Origin of the sequence: Kitasatospora albolonga (assembly GCF_039535905.1) — a bacterium.
GTDB lineage: Bacteria > Actinomycetota > Actinomycetes > Streptomycetales > Streptomycetaceae > Kitasatospora > Kitasatospora albolonga.
Genome location: NZ_BAAAYB010000095.1, coordinates 20,452 through 39,916 on the forward strand (window position 1 = coordinate 20,452; position 19,465 = coordinate 39,916).

Here is a 19,465-nt window from a genome sequence, read left to right on the forward strand (position 1 = left end):
ACGGGCGTCAGGACTCCAGCAGGCTGCGCATCGAGGCGGCCATCGCGGTGGTGAAGGAGGCCCGGGCGGCGGCGTCCAGCAGGTCCAGCGAGAGGAAGGGGTTGAGGTCCTCCAACTCGACCAGCAGCAGCCCGCCTTCGGGCGTGCGGCAGGCGTCCACCCGCTGGATGCCGTGGTCCAGCGCGTTCCACTCCACGAAGCGGCGGGCGAAGGCCAGGTCGGAGGGCGAGGGGTCGTAGCGCTCCAGGCGCCAGCGGGCGGCCGGGTCCGGGGCGTACAGCGCGTACTGGAACTCCCGGCCGACGTAGTAGAAGGAGACCTCGTAGCGGAAGTCGATCCGGGGCTGGAGCAGCACCGTGCCGTCCAGCTCCAGGGCGCCCAGCTCCTCCGGGCGGTGCAGCGCTATCCCGATCGAGTCGGCGCCCAGCAGCGGCTTGCTCAGGTACACGGCCGCGTCCGGGAGCCGGCCGAGCCCGTCCCGCGAGGCCACCGTGGGGATGACCGGGTAGCCGGCGGCGGAGAGGTCGAGCAGGTACTGCTTGCCGGCCATGTCGCCCCGGCCGTGCAGGGGGTTGAAGACCTTCACCCCCTCGGCCAGCGCGCGCTCCCGGAACGCCTCGTACGCCTCGCGGTACCCGAGCACCGGTCCGCTGTTGCGCACCACGGTCAGGTCGAAGCGGCCCATCAGGGCGGCGGCGTCCAGCGGATGGCAGAGCACCGCCTCGAACCCGCCGCCGGACTCGGCGCGCAGCGCGGCGGAGAGCGCGATGTCCTCGTCGCAGTAGCGGCGGCCCTTCGCCTGGTAGGTCAGGTCGGTGACGTAGAGGACGGTGGGCATCGGGTGCTCCTTCCGGGTGACTCCGGCCCACCCTACGCGGGTGCGGCACGGGCGGACCTGACCGCGTGTCACCGATGCTTCACATCCACCGCCCGGGCGGGACTAAGATCCTTGAATGACGGACACTTCGGACAGAACAGCCGAGCAGGCCGCCCGCTACCCGCGCCTGTACGCGCCCCAGCGCTGGGCCTGGGGCGGCATCGACGCCCAGTTCGCGGCGGAGCTCCCGCCGGACGGGCTGATCACCAACATCCACCTGGTGGGATTCTCCGGCGACCAGGTGGTGCTCTGCCGGGACGCGCGGGGCCACTGGTTCCTCCCCGGCGGCACCCGGGAGGCGGCCGAGAGCATCGAGACCTGCCTGGCCCGCGAGCTGCGCGAGGAGGCCGGCGCCCGGCTGCTGGGCGAGCCGGTCTGGATCGGCGCCCACCGCTGCGTCACCGACCACCCCGAGCCCTACCGCCCCTGGCAGCCGCACCCCGAGAAGGCCTGGCTCTGGGGCTGGGCCGAGGTCACGGTCGACTCCGAGCCCGGCAACCCCGAGGACGGCGAGCAGGTGGTCGAGGTCCGCGCGATGGACCCGGCCGAGGCCCAGCGCCTGCTCACCCACCACCGCGACCCCTGGTGGCACGACCTGATCGCCCTCGCCGTCGACTCCCGCGCCGGCACCGCCTGACGCTCCCCGCGCGCCCACGTCACGTCGCCCCTGCAGGCGGCGGCCGCCGAGGCCGGGCCAGCACCCCGGAGGATTGCGACGGGTATGCGGCCACCGTGCCTCGGCATCCGGGCACGGCCGCCATCGGGCGGGCGACCGTGACGGCGCCGGGGGAGCGTCAGGCGGTGCCGGCGCGGGAGTCGACGGCGAGGGCGATCAGGTCGTGCCACCAGGGGTCGCGGTGGTGGGTGAGCAGGCGCTGGGCCTCGGCCGGGTCCATCGCGCGGACCTCGACCACCTGCTCGCCGTCCTCGGGGTTGCCGGGCTCGGAGTCGACCGTGACCTCGGCCCAGCCCCAGAGCCAGGCCTTCTCGGGGTGCGGCTGCCAGGGGCGGTAGGGCTCGGGGTGGTCGGTGACGCAGCGGTGGGCGCCGATCCAGACCGGCTCGCCCAGCAGCCGGGCGCCGGCCTCCTCGCGCAGCTCGCGGGCCAGGCAGGTCTCGATGCTCTCGGCCGCCTCCCGGGTGCCGCCGGGGAGGAACCAGTGGCCCCGCGCGTCCCGGCAGAGCACCACCTGGTCGCCGGAGAATCCCACCAGGTGGATGTTGGTGATCAGCCCGTCCGGCGGGAGCTCCGCCGCGAACTGGGCGTCGATGCCGCCCCAGGCCCAGCGCTGGGGCGCGTACAGGCGCGGGTAGCGGGCGGCCTGCTCGGCTGTTCTGTCCGAAGTGTCCGTCATTCAAGGATCTTAGTCCCGCCCGGGCGGTGGATGTGAAGCATCGGTGACACGCGGTCAGGTCCGCCCGTGCCGCACCCGCGTAGGGTGGGCCGGAGTCACCCGGAAGGAGCACCCGATGCCCACCGTCCTCTACGTCACCGACCTGACCTACCAGGCGAAGGGCCGCCGCTACTGCGACGAGGACATCGCGCTCTCCGCCGCGCTGCGCGCCGAGTCCGGCGGCGGGTTCGAGGCGGTGCTCTGCCATCCGCTGGACGCCGCCGCCCTGATGGGCCGCTTCGACCTGACCGTGGTGCGCAACAGCGGACCGGTGCTCGGGTACCGCGAGGCGTACGAGGCGTTCCGGGAGCGCGCGCTGGCCGAGGGGGTGAAGGTCTTCAACCCCCTGCACGGCCGGGGCGACATGGCCGGCAAGCAGTACCTGCTCGACCTCTCCGCCGCCGGCTACCCGGTCATCCCCACGGTGGCCTCGCGGGACGGGCTCGGCCGGCTCCCGGACGCGGCCGTGTACCTGAGCAAGCCGCTGCTGGGCGCCGACTCGATCGGGATAGCGCTGCACCGCCCGGAGGAGCTGGGCGCCCTGGAGCTGGACGGCACGGTGCTGCTCCAGCCCCGGATCGACTTCCGCTACGAGGTCTCCTTCTACTACGTCGGCCGGGAGTTCCAGTACGCGCTGTACGCCCCGGACCCGGCCGCCCGCTGGCGCCTGGAGCGCTACGACCCCTCGCCCTCCGACCTGGCCTTCGCCCGCCGCTTCGTGGAGTGGAACGCGCTGGACCACGGCATCCAGCGGGTGGACGCCTGCCGCACGCCCGAAGGCGGGCTGCTGCTGGTCGAGTTGGAGGACCTCAACCCCTTCCTCTCGCTGGACCTGCTGGACGCCGCCGCCCGGGCCTCCTTCACCACCGCGATGGCCGCCTCGATGCGCAGCCTGCTGGAGTCCTGACGCCCGTTCAGTGGCGGAGCAGGTACGGCAGCGAGCTGTCGTTGTTCAGCAGCCAGGCCAGGTAGGAGGGGTTGGTCCTGGCCAGCTCCAGGTAGGCCGAGCGCAGGTCGCCGTACAGGCCGTCCAGCGCGCAGCCGCTGAGCGCCCTGGACCGCCAGACCAGCAGCAGCCGGACGCTGAACGGGTCGCCGTGGACCGGGCGGATGACGGTGCCGGGGCCGGGTACCGAGGTGGGTTGGCAGGGGCGGACGGCCTCGCCGGAGGCGACCAGTTCGGCGGCGGTGGCGTTGTCCCGCACCTGCACCACCCGGGGGTTGAGCCCGGCCTCGGACAGGACGCGGCGCAGCGCGGCGTACTCGTGGTCGGCGGTCGGGTCGACCATCCAGGCGTCGGCGGCCAGGTCCTGGAGGTGCACCACGGGGGAGGAGGCCGCCGGGTGGGTCAGGGCCAGTGCGACGAACTGCGGCTCGCGGGCGACCAGGACGCGGTGCCCGGTGCCCTCGGGCAGCCGGAGCGGGAAGCCCTCGCTCTCGTGCACGAAGGCCAGGTCCAGCTGCTCGGCGCCGACCAGTTGGAGCAGGGCGTTGGCGGACACGTCGATCCGGATGGTGGTCTCGGTGTCCGGCAGCCGCTGGTGCACCCGGCGCAGCCAGCCGGCCGCGGCCCGGCTGCCGACGCTGCCGATCCGCAGCCTGGACTGGGCCGGGCCGTCGGCCTCCTGCCGGGCCGCGGCGACCAGGTCGGCCATGTCGGCGACGATCCCGCGGGCCCGGGAGATCACCGAGTGACCGAGCGGGGTGAGCCTGCTGCCGGTCCGCTCACGGGTGAACAGCCGCCCGCCGATGGCCCGTTCGATCCGGTGCAGCTGGGTGGTGACGGAGGGCTGGGTGGTACCGAGTTGCAGCGCGGCCTTGCGCACGCTGCCGGTGTCGGCGACGGCGCACAGCACACGGAGGTGCCTGACTTCGAGCTCCACAGCGGGAGCATAGGCGGTCGCTGACCTGCACGCCAGGGACATGACACTTGCTGTCAAGCCGGGTGATAGCCCGGTGTTATCTCCGGCTGCCATCATCCGCAGCCCCGGGCCGGTGGCCGAAGCTCTTGGGCACAGCGCAATCCCCCACGCCAAGTCGGCTGCCCCACAGGTGACTTGGCCCCCAGGAAACTGGAGTCCCCCGCATGCAGCGCTCCATGCTCTCGCTCGCCGCGGCCGCCGCCCTCGCCTCACCGGCCTGGCCGCCCCGGTCGCAGTGGCCGCACCCGCGCAGCCCTCCGTCGCCCAGTACGCCGGTTCGGCGGCCGAGCAGGCCGACGTCAAGGCCTTCTACGAGGCCGTGATGACCTCGGCGCTGGCCCGGCAGGCGGCCCAACCCGTACCTGGCCGCGGTCACCGTGACCTACAACGCCACCTCCGCGCCGACCTTCAAGAACCAGATCGCCAACTCCACCTCGATCTGGAACAGCTCGGTCACCAAGGTCCAGCTGCGCGCCGTCACCGGCACGCGGGACTTCAAGTACTACGAGGGCAACGACTCCCGCGGCTCCTACGCCTCCACCAACGGCCACGGCAGCGGCTACATCTTCCTGGACTACCGCCAGAACCAGCAGTACAACTCCACCCGCGTCACCGCCCACGAGACCGGCCACGTGCTCGGCCTCCCGGACCACTACTCCGGCCCGTGCAGCGAGCTGATGTCCGGTGGCGGCCCCGGCACCTCCTGCACCAACCCCTACCCGAACGCTCCCGCCGAGAAGAGCCGTGTGAACCAGCTCTGGGCCAACGGCCTGGCCGCGTTCAACGCCCAGCAGGCCGCGAAGGCCGCTCGCGGTGAGCTGGTAGTTGACGTCCGAGGGCCCGGCCTCCGTGCGGTGAGGCCGGGCCCTCGGCATGCCCGCGCTCAGCTCCGGGAGGCCAGCAGCAGCGCCACGTCGTCCGCCCGGTGGGCGGAGTGCCGGGCCTCGCGCAGCAGTTGGTCGGCGAGTCGGTCGAGGTCGGCGGCCGGCCGGTGGGCCAGGGCGCTGCGCAGGCGGTCCAGGCCCTGGTCGATCGGCGCGCCCGGGCCCGCTCCACCAGACCGTCGGTGAACAGCGCGAGCACCGCCCCCGGCGCCAACTCCAGCTCCGTGCACGGGTACTCGGCCCCGGGATCGACCCCGAGCAGCGGGCCGCCGGGCAGCTCCAGCAGCTCGGTGCGGCCGTCCGGGTTGCCGCAGCAGCGGCGGGACGTGGCCGGCCCGCACCGCCCTGGCCCGGCCGGTGGCCGGGTCGAGCCGCAGCAGCAGACAGCTGGCGAGCAGGCCTGGGTCGAGGTCCAGCAGCAGCCGGTTGGTCCTGGTCAGCACCTCGCCGGGCGAGGCGTCGGTGCCGACGAACGCCCGCACCGCGCTCCGGAGTTGGCCCATCGTCGCGGCGGCCCCCGACGCTGTGCCCCTCGACGTCCCCGATCACCAGCGTGACGCAGCCGCCGCCCGCGATCGCGTCGTACCAGTCCCCGCCGATCTCCATCCCCCGGGTGCCCGGCAGGTAGCGCGCCGCCACCGCCAGGCCCGCGACCCGCGGCAGCCGGTGCGGCAGCAGCGCCTGCTGCAGGCCCCGGGCCAGCGCGAACTCGGCGTCGTACAGCCGCGCCCGGTCCAGGGCCTGGGCGATCAGCCCGCCCAGTGCCGTCAGCACCGCGCGCTCCTCGCTGCCGACACCTTGGGCCGCTCGAAGCCCAGGATGCAGCTGCCCACCGGAAGCCCCGAGGCGACCAGCGGCAGGAAGGGCCCAGGCCCCCATCTCGTCCTGGGTCAGGCCCGGGTAGGCCGCCTGCAGCTCGTGGGCCGACTCGAAGAACACCGGCGCCCCGCTGCTGAACACCTCAGCACCCGGCACCCGGGCCCGCACCGGGATGCCCTCGAAGGGGTCCAGGAAGCCGTCCGGGTACCCCGACTGCGCGATCAGGTGCATCCGGCCGCCGCGGGCGAGGTAGAGCGCCAGCTCCTGGCCGCCGAACCCGGGCAGGATCTGGTCGATCACGCAGTCGCAGACTCCTTGACCGTCACGGCCTCGGTGAGCGCGCTGGCCAGCTGGAGCAGGTGGTAGGTGGCGCCGAGGCTGGCCGGGGTGGGTGCGGGTGCGGCCGCCGGGGGAGCGGTGGTGGCGGACGCGGGGGAGCCCGGCGGGCCGGCCGGGGTGATCCGGACCGTCAGGCCGGACGGGTCCGCGGGTAGAGCGAGAAGGCCAGCCAGTGCCCGGGCGGACGCAGCGCCAGGAAGGCGGTCGGCTGCTGGGCCAGCATCGCGGCCCGGTAGCGGTCCTCGTAGGCCGGCTCGGCCAACCACGTCAGGACCGACCAGGGCTGACGGCCGATCAGCTCCTCCCGGCGTGTGTCCAGCAGCAGCTCGGCGCCGCGGTTCAGATAGCTGACCCGGGCGTCCGGATCGAGCCCCACCACCCCGTCGCGCAGCCGCTCCACCGCAGCCGCGGGCCGGGTGCGGGGCCCCCTCGGCGGTGACGGTCAACGGCGTCTCCGGCGGGCCCGGCGGATCGGCGGCGATCGCCGCCGCCAGCCGGTTGGCCGCCGCCCTGAGCTGCCGGCGGGCACCCGGCGGAGGGGTGGTACCCGGCGGGCCAGACCACCGCCAGCACGCCGAGGGGGTGACCGTCGGCGCTGACCGGGGTGCAGGCGAAGGCCTGCAGGTGCGGCAGGCCGAGCGCCACCCGGGGGTAGCGCCGCATGGTCTCCTCCGGGTCGGTGAGCATCACCGTCCGCCCGGTCCGGAACGCCTCCGAGGCGGGCAGCGGCGCCGCCACCGACAGGTGCCGGAAGCCGCTCAGCAGCTCCACCGGCACGCCCGCCACCGCACTCAGCACCAGCCCCCGGCGGTCGGCCGAGGGCAGGTAGAGCACGCTCCCGTACGCCGAGGTCGCGCGGACCGCCCGCCGCAGCGCCTCGGCGAGCACGGCCTCGTCGGCCAGACCCTGGCGCATGCTCTTTCTGTACGCCGCCCCCAGGGGGGTGTCAAACCAGGGAGCCTGAGCGGAGGCGCTCACCCCGGGCAACGGGTGGTGGTCACCCCGGGGGCGCGGGGAACTGCGCGCTGCGGGAGGACAAGTCCCGTGTGCCGGGTACGGGGGCTCACTTGCAAGTGGATCTCCGTACCCGGCACACGGGTCTGCTTCTTCCGATTCGCGCAGTTCCCCCGCGCCCCTGACCGCCCTCCGGGCGGTCCGAGCGCGGTGGGGGTCAGGTGAGGGTGGTGAGGGCCGCCGCCGCGGTGAGTTTCGGTGCGGGCGGCCTCTTCGACGTGGGAGAGGTAGGCGTAGGCGTCCGAGCCGATCGGGATCCGGACGGGGGTCTGCTCGGCCGGCGACGATCCGCAGGACCGGGTGGCGAAGTCGGCCGGGGCCGGCCGATCTCCGGCAGGTCCTCCATCTGCCGCATGGCGGCGAGCATCGGGTCCACCGTCTCCCGGTAGGCGTCGATCCGGTGGGCGGTCTCGTTCACCGAGGCGCCGTAGTGGGTGGCGAAGCCGCCGGGCTCGACGGCGGTGACCCGGATGCCGAAGCCGGCGACCTCGGCGGCGAGCACCTGGCTCATGCCCTCCAGCGCGTACTTGCGGTGACGTACGCCCCAGCCCGGGGATGCCCATCCGTCCGGCCAGCGAGGAGACGTTGACGATGTGTCCGGAGCCGCGCTCGCGCATCCCGGGGAGCACCTCGCGGACCAGCCGCCAGGGCCCGACCACCAGGGTCTCCAGCTGGTCGCGGAGCTCCTGGTCGCCGACCTCCTCGACCGCGCCGAAGAGCCGTAGCCGGCGTTGTTGACCAGGACGTCGATCCCGCGAGCGGTCCTCGGCCAGCGCCACGGCCTCCGTCACCTGGGCCTGGTCGCGGACGTCCAGGGGCGGTGGTGAGCAGCCGGTCCGGGTGCGCTCCCTCAGCTCCTCCAGGGTGGCCGGCTTGCGGGCGGTGGCCAGGACGGTGTCGCCGGCCGCCGCGACCCGCCTCGGCCAGTGCCAGGCCGAGGCCAGTACGAACATCCGTGATCAGCCAACGCCGTGCCATGGGCTCCCCCTCGCGTCTGTGTGACGGCCACGCTCCCAGATCCGGGGCCGGGGCGCTCCGGTTCCGTCCGCCCCGACGGAGGCGAGCGGAAGCGCGCGGGGGGCGCCCACCGCCGAGCCGGAAAGCGCCCCCCGATGCGAAACCGGTTCCGCGACGCGCCCGCCCGCGTCACTCCGTCGCGGTGAAGAGGTCCAGAGCGCCCCGTCCCGGACGTCCGCGGCCGGATGGCCGCGCAGTGTCCGGAGCAGGTCCCGCCACTCGCCGGGCCAGCCGTGGCGCCGGCCGAAGAGGGTGGTGAGGCCGAGCGCCTGGAGGCCGGAGCGGTGGCGCCCCCGCGCGGCCAGCTGCCGGACCACGGCCGCCACCGCCGACGGGTCCTCCGGCATCAGCGCCGTGCGCCGCTCCCGGGAGAGCGCGTCCGCGCAGCGCAGGGCCAGGGGCCGGCCGCCCCGCGCAGCCTCCTCCAGATCGGCCAAGCTCCCTGCGAGCACCGCCGGTCCGTCCTGAGGTCCACCAGGGCGAGCAGCAGCCCGACCCGTAGCGGGGGCTCCTGCCGGAGCAGGTCGGCCAGCGCGGTCACGGTCTCCCCGCTGCCAGGGCCGGTCGGCTGGGGGAGCGGAGGGTGACCAGCTCCCGCAGGCGCTGCCGGCCGGGAGGTCGCGGTCCGCCGCAGCGTCCGCGGCCCCCGGGAACGCCCGGCGCGCCACCCGGTGCGGCCCAGGCCCTCCCGGTCGGCGGTGAGCAACGCGGTGACGGTGCGGTGCAGCACGCTGCCCGGCGCGGGCCCCGCGCCCAGCGGGTGCGGCTGCCCGTTCCAGGCCAGCGCGACGGTGGCCCGGACGGCGGCACGCCAGGTGGTCCGCAGGTCCGGGTCGGCCACCAGGTCCGGGAGCAGCCCGGCCAGTTCGGGGGCGAACCGGCGGCCCAGCGCGGGAGGCTCTCCAGCCCGGCGGTGGCGACCTCCGGTTCGGTGCTGCGGCCAGACCGGCCGATTCAGCGCGGCGGTACAGGGCGCGGTGCGCCGCGGCGAGCTCCAGGGGCCCACCCGGACCAGGGCCTGCTGCGCCTGGGCGGGGCACCCGGCGGCCTGTTCGAGCAGCTGGCCAGACCTCCGGACGCTTCCGTCAGCCCGGTCGCGGCCCGCGATGGCGGCGGCCAGCGCGTCCGGGTGCTGACGGGCGTCAGGGCGGCGGTGCGGAGCAGGGCGATCGCCCGGGACCCGGCGGGGCAGGTGGGCGGCGGCCAGCCGGACGGCCTCCTTGCGGGTGGTCACCTTGCCTCGGTGGTCAGCGGGTCGAGCCGGCGTTCCGAGCTCCTCGGGCCGGACGTGGCGGGCGGCCCGGGCGGCGGAGTACATCGCGACCCGGGCCCGGTCGCCGTCCACCCTGGGCGAGGCAGCGGGGTGAGGCGCCCCGGCCGGATCGTCGGTCCAGGGCAGCGCGGCGAGCGCGGCCTCGGCGAGCACCACCTCGGCGGAGTCCAGGTGCGCGAGGGCCAGCAGCGGGCCGTGCACCGGGACGCCCCGGGCCGCGGCCAGTGCCGAGGCCCGCTGGTGGACCGGCTGGGTGGGTCGGCCACCGTGCCGGCCGCGAGCCGGGCGGCGCCTCCTGCTGACGGGCGACCAGCGCCCGGCCCGCTCCAGCGGCGGCCAGCGGCGCCGGGTGCGCGGGGAAGGAAGCGCCCGTACGGCGGGGACGGCGGCAGCAGCGGGTCGAGCAGGTCGGTCCGACGGTGGTCAGCACCGCCAGCACCGGCGGCAGTACGGCGGCCGAGGGGTCGAGCCGGAGCACGTGCTCCACCCGGCCGTCCCGGGTGGCCCGGTCGTCCAGCCAGTACCGCACGGCGGTGCGGAAAGGCGGCGTAGTCGGAGTGCTCCAGCGCGTCGGCCAGCAGGGCCTGGAGCTCGGGCATCCGGTGCGCCCGGCGGCCGAGCGAGCCGGTCAGGGCGAACAGCAGGCGGTGGTGCGGTGCCGGGGGCCTCGGCCAGCAGCCAGGGTGCGCAGCGCGGCGAGGACCTGGAGCTCCTGGCCCGGCGGCAGGGTGTGCTCCAGCGGGCCGGAGGTCGGCGCCGCCGAAGTGCCCGGCGAGCTGCTGAAGGGTGGTCAGCGACCACTCCAGCAGGGGCGATCCGGCCTCGGTGGCGTTCTCCCTGAGCACGCCGACGGCCAGTCTCCGCAGGGCAGGTCCTGGTCTGCTGGGAGCAGTCCCGGGCCGTGAGCGAGTGGTGACCAGCCGGCTCAGTGCGGTCACGTCGGCCGGGGCGAAGAGGCGGGGGTGCAGTTGGGCCAGTGCGCCGAGCGCGGCGGAGCGCACCGGGTCCTGCTCGTTGCGCAGCCGGTCGAGCAGCGGCAGCAGCCGGGCCAGGTCCGCCGGGTCGCCGGAACCGCCCGCGTTGGCGATCAGCAGCGGCCAGGCCTGGGCGCGCTCCTCCGCGGCCGGGCGGCGGGTGGCGGCCAGCAGTTCGGCGCCCACCTCGGCGACGGGCAGCCGGGCGCGCATGGCCAGCACGCCGAGCCGGCTCTGCCCGGCCGCCTCCCGCCGGTCGGCCTCGGCGCGCGCCCAGGCGTGGCGGCGCTCGCGCGGCAGCAGGTCGAGCTCGGTGAAGCGGGTGAGCTCCAGGCCCTTGGTGGCGGTCTCGAAGAAGGCGCCCCGGCGGCTCGGAGGCAGCGCGCGCAGCAGGGAGAGGAACAGCTGGGGCTGCTCGTACCAGCGGCGGCCGAGCTCGCCGAGCGAAGGGGGATCGGCCAGGACCAGACGCCGCACCAGCGAGCGGGACGGCTGGTGCACCAGGGGCCGTGCGGCCCGGGCCGGGTCGAGCAGCCAGCGGACCACCCGCTCGGCGTCCAGTGCGACCAGCAGACCGAGCTGCCCGGCCACCTGCCGGGGCAGCGCGCCCGGGCCGTACCGCTCCAGCAGGGCGAGCACCCGGGCCGGGTCGACGGGCAGCACGGCGGCCACCGCGTCCGCCCGCCACTGCCACCAGGCGTCACGCAACTGCTGGGTGCGGCCCGCGAGTTCGCGCTCGGCACGGTCGAGGAACAGGGTGGGGTGACGGCGGGCCAGCCGAGCCGGGCCATTGCCCGCGTGGGCCAGCTCCGGCAGCAGCCGGGCGACCGTCGCGGGGGAGCAGGCGGGCAGCAGCCGGGCCGCCTCGTCCTCTCCCCACTGCGCGCGCACCCGGTCCACCATGCGGTCGGCCAGCTCCGTCCGCCGTCCGGCCAGCACCGCTTCGGCCAACCGGCCGCGCTCCACGGAGGCGGCGACCGGGTAGGCGCTCTCGATCGCGGCGTCCGGCACCAGGCCCTGCCGGACCGCGCGGAAGGCGTACCGGCGCACCCCCTCGTCCCGGTCGCCCAGCCGCCCGGCCAGCCAGTCGCCCCGGCGGGTGGCCAGGGCGGCCAGGGCCGCGAGGCGACGCTCGTAGGGCCCGCGCGAGTCCAGCCGGTCGATCAGTTCGGTGAGCGGGCGTTCCGCCAGGCCGCGGGCGAAGCGGGCCACGTACGGGTCCACCTGCGGGGCGGGGAGCGGGTCGACGGCGCGGAGCAGCTGGTCGGCTATGCGGGACATGGCGCCGATTCTGCCGCGTGCGGCCGCCCCCGGACCAACGGAAAACCAGGGGCCGACGGGTGGGGGCGGGTGCCATCATGACCGGTCAACCGGCCCGGTCGGGGCCGGGAGGGACCGGAGCACCTGGAGACGAGCATGGTCAGCGGCACGGCATTGGCGGGGATCGCCCTGGTGGCACTGGGGATGGCACTGACGCCCGGCCCCAATCTGGTCTACCTGGTGTCCCGTTCGGTGCTCCAGGGCCGCCGGGCCGGACTGGTCTCGCTGGCGGGCGTCGGGCTCGGCTTCCTGGTCTACCTGGCGGCGGCGGTGGCCGGGATCGCCACCGTCTTCGCCCTGGTGCCCGGCATCTACCTGACCCTCAAGCTGCTCGGCGCCGGCTACCTGCTCTGGCTGGCCTGGCAGATGCTCCGCCCCGGCGGCCACTCCCCCTTCGCCACCCGGGAGTTGACCCCGGACCGGCCGCGCAAGCTGTTCACCATGGGCTTCGTCACCTGTCTGCTCAACCCCAAGATCGCCATCCTCTACGTCTCGCTGCTGCCGCAGTTCATCGACCCGGAGCGGGGCGGGGTGGCCGTGCAGAGCTTCGCCCTCGGCCTCACCCAGATCGTGGTCTGCCTGGCCAGCGACGCCGCCTTCGTCGTCACCGCCGGTTCGGTCGCCGCCTTCCTGACCCGCCGCCCGACCTGGCAGCGCGTGCACCGCTACGCCATGGGCACCGCCCTGGCCGCGTTCGCGGTCCGGCTCGCCGCCGACCGCTCCCGGGCCGTGGTGGCCGCGCCGTGACGGGCGCCGGGGGCGACCAGGCACGGATCGACCCGCGCGTCGTCGAGGAGCTGCGTTACCTGCTGACCCTGGCGCCGGCCGAAGTCCGTGTGGAGGTCGGCGCGTTCCTCGGGGTCGGGCTCGGCGAGCCGACGGACCCGGACGGCGAGCAGGGCCAGGTGGATTGGCGGCTGGCGACCACCTCCCACCTGCTGCCGTGGGGGGCTGCCCGGTGGTGGATGCTCCGGGAGGACTCGCCCGAGCTCAACCGCATGCTCCGCGAGTGCCAGCGGCTGTCGCCGGGGGTGGTGGCGGACGTCCGGGACGGACTGCCGTTCGGTCCGGGCCGCACCGCACCGCTGCCGGTGCTCCCCAGGCGGGGTCGGTTCCTCGAGCGCGAGCCGGTGCCGCGCCCGGCCGAGGAGCTGATCGCCCGACTGCGGGCGGCCCGGGGCTCCCGGACGTTGAACGGCGCTCGGGTCGCGGCCGGTGAACTCCGGCGGGCCGACTGGCCGTTGGTGGTGGCAGCGCACGCGGCCGAGCCGCTGCCCGGTCGCGCCCGGTGGGCGCTGGCCGAGCAGTTCGAGTGCCCGGCGGAGCTCCGGACCGCCTTCGGCACCCACTCGGTGTACGAGCGGCGGCTGCGCGAGACCGGGGTGACCATCACCTGCGCGGAGCTGGTGGAGCGTCAGGGGCCCGCGCACACCACGCTGCGGGTCCTCGGTGCCGGACGGTGGCTCTTCCCGATCGAGCTGGCTCCGGCCGAGGGGGAGCTCCGTCCGCTGGTGGAGCGGCACTTGGGGGACCGGCCGGAGGCGTGGGCCGCGGCGGCGCGGCTGCTGCCGGTGTACCGCGGCACGGTGGGCGCCCTGCTGGCCACCGCCGGAGCGGCCCGGCCGGGGGAGGCCGTGGTGGCGACCCCGCCCGTTCCGCCCGTTCCGCCCGTTCCGCCCGTTCCGGTTCAGGAGCCCGCGACGGCCGCGTCGAGGCGTGGTGGTCTGCTGGGATGGCTCTTCGGGGCGGCGTGACGGAGCGTCCGGAGGGCTACCAGGCGGCTTCCTGGTAGTCCTTCAGGAAGACCCCGGAGTACGGCTCCCCGGCCTCGCCCCGGACGATCGGGTGGTAGACCCGGGCCGCGCCGTCCACCACGTCCAGTGGGGTGCGGAAGCCGTGGCCGGCCATCCGGGCCTTCTTCGGGGCCGGGTTCTCGTCGGTGATCCAGCCGGTGTCCACCGCGCACATGTGCACGCCCTGCCCGGCGAGTTCGGCCGCGCTGGTGCGGGTGAGCATGTTGAGCGCGGCCTTGGCCATGTTGGTGTGCGGATGGCCCCCGGTCTTGTTGCGGACCGCGAAGCGGCCCTCCACGGCGGTGACGTTGACCACGTAGCGGTGCGGGTGCGGCGAGGCCAGCAGCAGGGGCAGCAGGCGGTCGCAGAGCAGGGCCGGGGCCAGCGAGTTGACCAGCTGGGTCTCCAGCACCTCGGCCGGGTCGAGCTCGCCGAGCCGGGCCGACCAGGAGTTGGCGGGCGCGGTGTCCGGCAGCAGCCCGGCCTCGTCCGCCTCGGGCAGCACCACGCCCGTGCGTTCACCGGCGGTCAGTTCGGCGGCCGGCCAGGCGGCGGTCAGCGCGGGCATCGGCCGGAAGCCGGGGGCCTGCCGGACCGGTGCCCCGGGCGGCAGTGCCTCGGCCTCCCCGGCGGCCAGCAGCGCGTACGCCTCCGGCGGGCGGCGCAGGGTCTGCGCGGCGTTGTTCACCAGGATGTCCAGCGGCCGCCCGTCCCGGCGGAGCTCCTCGCACAGGCCCAGCACCTGGCGCGGGTCACGCAGGTCGATGCCGACCACCGAGAGCCGGTCCAGCCAGTCCGCACTGCCCTCGGCGGCCCGGAAGCGGCGCAGGGTGTCGTGCGGGAAGCGGCTGGTGACGGTCAGTTCGGCGCCGTCCCGCAGCAGCATCAGGGCCAGCTGGAAGCCGATCTTCACCCGGCCCCCGGTGAGCAGCGCGCGGCGGCCCCGCAAGTCGGTGGCCAGGGAGCGGAAGGCGGTGTTGTCGGCCGCGCAGTCCGGGCAGAGCAGGTGGTAGAAGCCGTCCAGCTGCCGGTAGGTGCCCTTGCAGATGTAGCAGTGCCGCGCCCGGTGCAGCCGCCCGGCGGGGGAGCCGGTGCGCTCGGGCAGCGGGGCGTCCTCACGGCGGGTCAGGCCGCCGGTCGCGGTGCTGGCGGTCAGGACGGCGTCGGCGGCGGTCCGGGCCCGGCGGCGGAGCTTGCGGCTCTCGCGGAGGAAGGAGTCGCTGTTCCGCTCGGCCCGCAGCCGCGCCGGGTGGTCCACCGGTAGCCCGCGCAGGCGGCCGAGGGTCCGCTCGAAGGCGGCCAGCTCCTGCTCCGTCAACTCGTCCTGCTGCACAGCCCCGTACCCCTCCTGGAACCCGCGAGGCGGCCGGATTCGAACCGACCTCCTCCTTCATGCCATGAAGGCGCGACTGCCTCTGCGCTACGCCCCGCGGTCCGCGCATGCTAGCTGGTGGGGGCGGCTGGGTGCACGCGAATATGCCTGGTGAGTGTGCGAACTGACGGATCCGGCGAGGCGGTCTTGACCCGGAGTGCACTTCGAGGGGCAGGGTAGGCGACGCACGATCAGCCGTGACCGAAGGAGAGGACAAGCATGCGCAACACCACGCTGGGAGCCGGGGGCCCCGAGGTCGGCGTGATCGGACTCGGGTGCATGGGCATGACCTGGGCGTACGACCCGAACGGACGGGACGACGTGACCTCGGTGCGGGTCCTGCGCGAGGCGCTGGACCTGGGCGTGACCCTGATCGACACGGCGGACGTCTACGGGCCGTTCGACAACGAGGAGTTGGTGGGCAAGGGCCTGGCCGGGGAGTACCGCGAGCGGGCCGTGCTGGCCACCAAGGTCGGCCTGGTGACCGGCCTCGGCGGGGCCCGGGTCGGCACCGACGGGCGGCCCGAGCACGTCCGCGCCTCCATCGACGAGAGCCTGCGCCGCCTCGGCACCGAGTACGTCGACCTCTACCAACTGCACAGGGTCGACCCGGCCGTCCCGGTCGAGGAGACCTGGGGCGCGATGGCCGAGCAGGTCGCGGCCGGCAAGGTGCGGCGGCTCGGGCTGTCCGAGGTGACGGTGGAGCAGATCCAGCGCGCCCAGGCCGTCCACCCGGTCACCTCCGTGCAGTCCGAGCTCTCGCTCTGGACCAGGGACGCGCTGGCCGAGGTGCTCCCGTACACCGAGGCCAACGGCATCGCCTTCCTGCCCTTCTCCCCGCTCGGCCGCGGCTTCCTGGCCGGCCGCTTCGGCTCCACCGCCGACCTCCCGGCCGACGACTGGCGCTCCACCCTCCCGCGCTTCCAGGCCGACGCGCTGGCCGCCAACCAGGCACTGGTGGAGACCGTCCGCCGGATCGCCGCCCGGCACGACGCCACCCCGGCCCAGGTCGCCCTCGCCTGGGTGGTCGCGCAGGGCAGCCTGGTCATCCCGATCCCCGGCACCAAGACGCCCAAGTACCTGGCCGACAACGCCGGTTCCGCGGACCTCGCGCTCACCGCCGAGGACCTCGCCGAGCTCGACGCCCTCCCGGCGCCGGTCGGCTCGCGGTACTGACCGGCCGCTGACCCGCCCTCAGGCCCGGCCGCCCTCGCGGCGGCCGGGCTTGCCCCGCTCCACCCCGCACGCTTGCATGGGCGGATGCCTCCACGCGTCCTCTACCTCTTCGGCACCGCCGCCTTCCCCGTGCTCGGCGTACGCACCGTCATCGAGCAGGCCCAGGCCCGCGGCTGGGACGTCTGCCTCGGTCTGACCCCGACCGCCGCCGACTGGCTCCGGCCCGAGATCCCGGCCCTCACCGAGCTCACCGGACACCTGGTCAAGAGCCGCTACCGCCGCCCGGGCGAACCCGACCTGCTGCCCCCGCCCGACGCCATCCTGTTCGGCCCGGCCAGCTTCAACTCGCTCAACTCCCTCGCCCTCGGCCTCACTTCCTCCTGGGTCGTCGGCTACACCGCCGAGGCCCTCGGCAAGGGCGTCCCGGTCACCGTCCTGCCCTGCGTGAACGACGCCCTCGCCGCCCACCCGCAGTACCCGCGCAGCCTCGCCACCCTCCGCACCGCCGGCGCCCGCATCCTCACCTCCGGTGGCGACCTGCCATGGTCCGAGGCCCTGGATGCGGTCGGTGGCCCGTAACGGGCCGGTTCTCTCATATGCTCTCGGGGGAACAACATCCACATCACGAGGAGCAGAGCAATGAGCGAGAACGTCTACTTCGACGTCACCGCCGACGGCGAGGACCTTGGCCGCATCGTCTTCAAGCTGTACGACGACGTCGTCCCGCAGACCGCGAAGAACTTCCGCGAGCTGGCGACCGGTCAGCACGGCTTCGGCTACAAGGAGTCCACCTTCCACCGGGTCATCCCGGCCTTCATGCTCCAGGGCGGCGACTTCACCCGGGGCGACGGCACCGGCGGCAAGAGCATCTACGGCGAGAAGTTCGCGGACGAGAACTTCACCAAGAAGCACGACCGCCCGGGCCTGCTCTCGATGGCCAACGCCGGCCGCAACACCAACGGCTCGCAGTTCTTCGTCACCACCATCGTGACCGACTGGCTCGACGGCAAGCACGTCGTCTTCGGCGAGGTCGTCGAGGGCATGGACGTCGTCAAGGCGATCGAGGGCTTCGGCAGCCAGTCCGGCCGCACCTCCAAGAAGATCGTCATCAAGGACTCCGGCACCGTCTGAGCCCGATGACACCCACGTCCCGGGGCCGCACGGCCCCGGGACGGGGATCGTCACCGGCCCGGACGGGAGTCCAGGGCCGCGACGACGGTGGAGTGGAACCTCTCGACCGCGGTGTCCACGCTGCGGATGAAGCCGGACTCGGCGTTGCCACGGGTGTTGCCGACGCTCTTCACGAGGGAGAGGCGGAAGCCCGTGGGACGGGAGCCGTCCTTCGGGAGGAGGTCGCCGGGCTCGGGGCGCAGGCGCTCCAGGGTGCCGCGCGGGCCGGGGGACGCGCCGTCGGTGAGCGTCTCGACGTGCAGGTCGGCCGGGGCGTCGGCGAGCTGCTTGACCAAGCGCTTGGCGAGGCTGAGCGGGTAGCCCTGGTCGGGGGCGGGGATCTCGACCGAGGTGCGGAGCTTCCCGGCACGCAGGTCCGCGACGATCGTCAGGTTCCCCGGGGCCTCGTCGATCCGGATCTCGGCCTGCAGGCGCCCCTCGGCGGCCAGCCGGTCGGCGGAGGCGGTGAGACGGCTGAGCGCGTCCTCGCCGCGACGGGCCCGCTTGACCACCGGGAGGACGCGGACACCGAGTTCGCCGCCGAGTTCGAGGCAGACCTGCCGGGTGAGGCGCTCCCAGCTCTCGACCACCTGGACGGCCCGCGGGTCGCCGGGGGTCAGGAGGTCGGCCTCGATCTCCTTGCGCACCGGCACCCAGGCCGGGCCCATGTTCTGGAAGCCGTGGCAGCCCGAGTTCTCGTGCTGGAGGTAGTGCAGCAGCTCCTGGAGCAGCCAGGCGTGCGCCTGGTCCTTGACGCCCTCGTGGCGGATCAGCATCTTCGCCTGGTGGGTGACCTCGGCCCAGGAGAGGTGCCAGAGACCGACCTTGTGCTTGCGGCGGCCGTCTATCTTCACGGTGACCAGCGGACGGCCCTCCAGGGCGACGTCGTTGGAGATCGTGATGACGGCTTCGTAGCCCCGGCGGGCGGCGATGTCCATGTAGTCCTGGACCTGCTCGGGCTTCAGGGGATTGCCGTTGGTCTTGCACTCGACCAGGGCCGTCCACAGCTTCCCGGCGCGCTCGACCCGGATCACGCCGTCGGGGCGCTTCGGGGTCTCCCCGTGCGGGAGTTGGACCTCGGTGAAGGTCTCCATCCGCCCGGACGGAGCGCCGAAGGCCGCGGTGAGGCGGCGGCCGAACTCGGGCACCTGGGCCATCACGGAGAGCAGGACGGAGGTGGCCCGGACCTCGCGCTCGTGGTCGTTCTTGAGCGAGGTCGCGGGGAAGAGACGGGCCGCGTGCCAGGAGTCGTTCTCGGCGAGGGACTTCTTGGGCTCCTTGGGCAGCGTCACCTTCTTGCGGGCGGTCCGCAGCCGCTTGGCGGCCGGGGCCGGGCCGGACGGTGCCTCGGTGGCGGTGGCGGTGGCGGTGGCGGTGGCGGCGGGCGGCAGCTCCTCCGCAGGGGTGGCCGCAGGCTCGTCCAGCGGAGCCGGCGGCAGCTCCTCGGCGGCGCTGTCGTCCTCCTCGATGTCGATGCCGAAGTCGGTGGCCAGTCCGGCCAGTCCGGTGTCGTAGCCCTGGCCGATGGCGCGGAACTTCCACTCGCCGGCCCGGCGGTAGATCTCGCCGAAGACGAAGGCGCTCTCGGTGTCGGCGTCGTCGATCGCGAAGGCCAGCAGCTGCTCGCCGGAGGCGTCGGCGAGCCCGAGGCGAAGGTCCTCCAACTGACCGAAGGCGGCCCGCTGGTGACGGCTCGCCGCGATCACGATCCGGTCGACGGCGTCGGGCAGGACGGAGAGGTCGAGCTGGATGCGGTCCTCGGTGCCGCGCTCCGTCAGGTGCTGGCCGAGGAGCTGGACGCTGCCGTCCGCGGCCGCCGGATTGTTGTAGAAGAAGAAGTCGCCGTTGCCCCGGACCTTGCCGTCCGGCGTGAGGAGCAGCACGGAGACGTCGGCGTCGCCCTCGCCGGTGGGGCTGCTCCAACCGAGACTCACGATGAACGAGTCGAGTTCGGTCGTCAGGGCGCTCAGGCTGACGTTGGCGCCTTTGAGCATGTCGTGCACGGTTGGGTCCCCCCGGGGAGCCGAGCCACCTCTGGACATGGGAGTGGCCTGAGAAGAGTGGGATGCGCCGACGGCATGTGACTGATCGGCAGCTGGAGCCTACTCTTGTGCGGCTTCC

At 74.5% G+C, this 19,465-nt stretch carries 18 protein-coding genes, 1 tRNA gene and 3 pseudogenes; 8 read left to right on the forward strand and 14 right to left on the reverse strand.

The window, feature by feature from the left end:
• Positions 1–7 precede the first annotated feature (7 nt).
• Positions 8–838, reverse strand: a complete 831-nt coding sequence (locus tag ABD946_RS23645; protein WP_345286764.1) for an ATP-grasp domain-containing protein — start codon at positions 836–838, stop codon at positions 8–10.
• A 115-nt stretch (positions 839–953) separates the two neighbouring features.
• On the opposite strand from ABD946_RS23645, the gene ABD946_RS23650 reads away from it, so the two are divergent.
• Positions 954–1,514, forward strand: coding sequence for an NUDIX domain-containing protein (locus ABD946_RS23650; RefSeq protein ID WP_345286766.1), 561 nt, complete (start codon positions 954–956; stop codon positions 1,512–1,514).
• Positions 1,515–1,671: 157 nt separating this feature from the next.
• On the opposite strand, the gene ABD946_RS23655 is transcribed toward ABD946_RS23650, so the two are convergent.
• On the reverse strand, positions 1,672–2,232 hold the full coding sequence (locus ABD946_RS23655) for an NUDIX domain-containing protein (protein ID WP_345286766.1): 561 nt from the start codon (positions 2,230–2,232) through the stop codon (positions 1,672–1,674).
• Positions 2,233–2,347: 115 nt separating this feature from the next.
• On the opposite strand from ABD946_RS23655, the gene ABD946_RS23660 reads away from it, so the two are divergent.
• Positions 2,348–3,178, forward strand: a complete 831-nt coding sequence (locus tag ABD946_RS23660) for an ATP-grasp domain-containing protein (RefSeq protein ID WP_345286764.1) — start codon at positions 2,348–2,350, stop codon at positions 3,176–3,178.
• A 7-nt stretch (positions 3,179–3,185) separates the two neighbouring features.
• On the opposite strand, the gene ABD946_RS23665 is transcribed toward ABD946_RS23660, so the two are convergent.
• Positions 3,186–4,154, reverse strand: a complete 969-nt coding sequence (locus tag ABD946_RS23665) for a LysR family transcriptional regulator (protein ID WP_345286762.1) — start codon at positions 4,152–4,154, stop codon at positions 3,186–3,188.
• Between the two features lie 203 nt (positions 4,155–4,357).
• Here ABD946_RS23665 and snpA point away from each other — a divergent pair.
• Positions 4,358–4,972 (forward strand): annotated as a pseudogene (snpA, locus tag ABD946_RS23670) (snapalysin); the annotation flags it as partial.
• A gap of 1 nt (position 4,973) precedes the next feature.
• Here the strand turns inward: snpA and ABD946_RS23675 are convergent.
• From ABD946_RS23675 to ABD946_RS23710, 8 genes and pseudogenes are all read right to left on the reverse strand, one after another.
• A complete protein-coding gene (locus ABD946_RS23675) occupies positions 4,974–5,363 on the reverse strand; it encodes a SpoIIE family protein phosphatase (protein ID WP_345286798.1) in 390 nt (129 codons plus the stop codon).
• A 70-nt stretch (positions 5,364–5,433) separates the two neighbouring features.
• A pseudogene (locus ABD946_RS23680) lies at positions 5,434–5,580 on the reverse strand (SpoIIE family protein phosphatase); the annotation flags it as partial.
• A 785-nt stretch (positions 5,581–6,365) separates the two neighbouring features.
• Complete coding sequence (locus ABD946_RS23685; RefSeq protein WP_345286768.1) at positions 6,366–6,611, reverse strand: PAS domain-containing protein; 246 nt, start codon at positions 6,609–6,611, stop codon at positions 6,366–6,368.
• Positions 6,575–7,150 (reverse strand): GAF domain-containing protein, encoded by a 576-nt coding sequence (locus ABD946_RS23690; RefSeq protein WP_345286770.1) that lies wholly within the window; start codon positions 7,148–7,150, stop codon positions 6,575–6,577. The genes ABD946_RS23685 and ABD946_RS23690 overlap by 37 nt, the downstream gene beginning before the upstream one ends.
• A gap of 256 nt (positions 7,151–7,406) precedes the next feature.
• The gene (locus ABD946_RS23695; protein ID WP_345286800.1) at positions 7,407–7,760 is read right to left on the reverse strand and encodes a Rossmann-fold NAD(P)-binding domain-containing protein; all 354 of its coding nucleotides are present in this window, start codon (positions 7,758–7,760) and stop codon (positions 7,407–7,409) included.
• A gap of 97 nt (positions 7,761–7,857) precedes the next feature.
• A pseudogene (locus ABD946_RS23700) lies at positions 7,858–8,202 on the reverse strand (Rossmann-fold NAD(P)-binding domain-containing protein); the annotation flags it as partial.
• A 410-nt stretch (positions 8,203–8,612) separates the two neighbouring features.
• Entirely contained in the window at positions 8,613–9,500 is an 888-nt protein-coding gene (locus ABD946_RS23705; RefSeq protein WP_345286772.1) for a hypothetical protein, read from the reverse strand.
• Positions 9,497–11,794 (reverse strand): hypothetical protein, encoded by a 2,298-nt coding sequence (locus ABD946_RS23710; RefSeq protein ID WP_345286774.1) that lies wholly within the window; start codon positions 11,792–11,794, stop codon positions 9,497–9,499. Before ABD946_RS23710 ends, ABD946_RS23705 begins: the two co-directional genes overlap by 4 nt.
• 135 nt (positions 11,795–11,929) lie before the next feature.
• Between ABD946_RS23710 and ABD946_RS23715 the strand changes: the two genes are divergently transcribed.
• Both ABD946_RS23715 and ABD946_RS23720 read left to right on the forward strand, forming a co-directional pair.
• A complete protein-coding gene (locus tag ABD946_RS23715) occupies positions 11,930–12,580 on the forward strand; it encodes a LysE family translocator (RefSeq protein WP_345286752.1) in 651 nt (216 codons plus the stop codon).
• Positions 12,577–13,587 carry a hypothetical protein gene (locus ABD946_RS23720; RefSeq protein WP_345286750.1) on the forward strand — a complete coding sequence of 337 codons (1,011 nt, stop codon included), beginning with the start codon at positions 12,577–12,579 and terminating at the stop codon, positions 13,585–13,587. The genes ABD946_RS23715 and ABD946_RS23720 overlap by 4 nt, the downstream gene beginning before the upstream one ends.
• A gap of 16 nt (positions 13,588–13,603) precedes the next feature.
• Here the strand turns inward: ABD946_RS23720 and ABD946_RS23725 are convergent, their stop codons facing one another.
• Complete coding sequence (locus tag ABD946_RS23725; RefSeq protein WP_345286748.1) at positions 13,604–14,959, reverse strand: SDR family oxidoreductase; 1,356 nt, start codon at positions 14,957–14,959, stop codon at positions 13,604–13,606.
• Positions 14,960–14,983: 24 nt separating this feature from the next.
• Positions 14,984–15,056: transfer RNA gene (locus ABD946_RS23730), tRNA-Ala, on the reverse strand.
• Between the two features lie 161 nt (positions 15,057–15,217).
• Here ABD946_RS23730 and ABD946_RS23735 point away from each other — a divergent pair.
• The 3 genes from ABD946_RS23735 (at position 15,218) to ABD946_RS23745 (ending at position 17,305) form a co-directional block, all read left to right on the forward strand.
• The gene (locus ABD946_RS23735; RefSeq protein ID WP_345286746.1) at positions 15,218–16,174 is read left to right on the forward strand and encodes an aldo/keto reductase; all 957 of its coding nucleotides are present in this window, start codon (positions 15,218–15,220) and stop codon (positions 16,172–16,174) included.
• Between the two features lie 84 nt (positions 16,175–16,258).
• Positions 16,259–16,753: a flavoprotein gene (locus ABD946_RS23740; protein ID WP_345286744.1), complete on the forward strand. Its 495-nt coding sequence runs from the start codon at positions 16,259–16,261 to the stop codon at positions 16,751–16,753.
• A 60-nt stretch (positions 16,754–16,813) separates the two neighbouring features.
• The gene (locus tag ABD946_RS23745) at positions 16,814–17,305 is read left to right on the forward strand and encodes a peptidylprolyl isomerase (RefSeq protein ID WP_345286742.1); all 492 of its coding nucleotides are present in this window, start codon (positions 16,814–16,816) and stop codon (positions 17,303–17,305) included.
• 50 nt (positions 17,306–17,355) lie between these two features.
• Here ABD946_RS23745 and ABD946_RS23750 read toward each other — a convergent pair whose 3' ends face one another.
• Positions 17,356–19,338 (reverse strand): TerD family protein, encoded by a 1,983-nt coding sequence (locus ABD946_RS23750; RefSeq protein ID WP_345286776.1) that lies wholly within the window; start codon positions 19,336–19,338, stop codon positions 17,356–17,358.
• Positions 19,339–19,465: the final 127 nt, after the last annotated feature.

Excerpts from the sequence above, each read along its gene's own strand:
- ABD946_RS23645 (WP_345286764.1), bottom strand. The coding sequence starts at position 838 with ATGCCCACCGTCCTCTACGTCACCGACCTGACCTACCAGGCGAAGGGC.
- ABD946_RS23650 (WP_345286766.1), top strand. The coding sequence starts at position 954 with ATGACGGACACTTCGGACAGAACAGCCGAGCAGGCCGCCCGCTACCCG.
- ABD946_RS23655 (WP_345286766.1), bottom strand. The coding sequence starts at position 2,232 with ATGACGGACACTTCGGACAGAACAGCCGAGCAGGCCGCCCGCTACCCG.
- ABD946_RS23660 (WP_345286764.1), top strand. The coding sequence starts at position 2,348 with ATGCCCACCGTCCTCTACGTCACCGACCTGACCTACCAGGCGAAGGGC.
- ABD946_RS23690 (WP_345286770.1), bottom strand. The coding sequence starts at position 7,150 with ATGCGCCAGGGTCTGGCCGACGAGGCCGTGCTCGCCGAGGCGCTGCGG.
- ABD946_RS23695 (WP_345286800.1), bottom strand. The coding sequence starts at position 7,760 with ATGAGCCAGGTGCTCGCCGCCGAGGTCGCCGGCTTCGGCATCCGGGTC.
- ABD946_RS23710 (WP_345286774.1), bottom strand. The coding sequence starts at position 11,794 with ATGTCCCGCATAGCCGACCAGCTGCTCCGCGCCGTCGACCCGCTCCCC.
- ABD946_RS23715 (WP_345286752.1), top strand. The coding sequence starts at position 11,930 with ATGGTCAGCGGCACGGCATTGGCGGGGATCGCCCTGGTGGCACTGGGG.
- ABD946_RS23735 (WP_345286746.1), top strand. The coding sequence starts at position 15,218 with ATGCGCAACACCACGCTGGGAGCCGGGGGCCCCGAGGTCGGCGTGATC.
- ABD946_RS23740 (WP_345286744.1), top strand. The coding sequence starts at position 16,259 with ATGCCTCCACGCGTCCTCTACCTCTTCGGCACCGCCGCCTTCCCCGTG.
- ABD946_RS23745 (WP_345286742.1), top strand. The coding sequence starts at position 16,814 with ATGAGCGAGAACGTCTACTTCGACGTCACCGCCGACGGCGAGGACCTT.
- ABD946_RS23750 (WP_345286776.1), bottom strand. The coding sequence starts at position 19,338 with ATGCTCAAAGGCGCCAACGTCAGCCTGAGCGCCCTGACGACCGAACTC.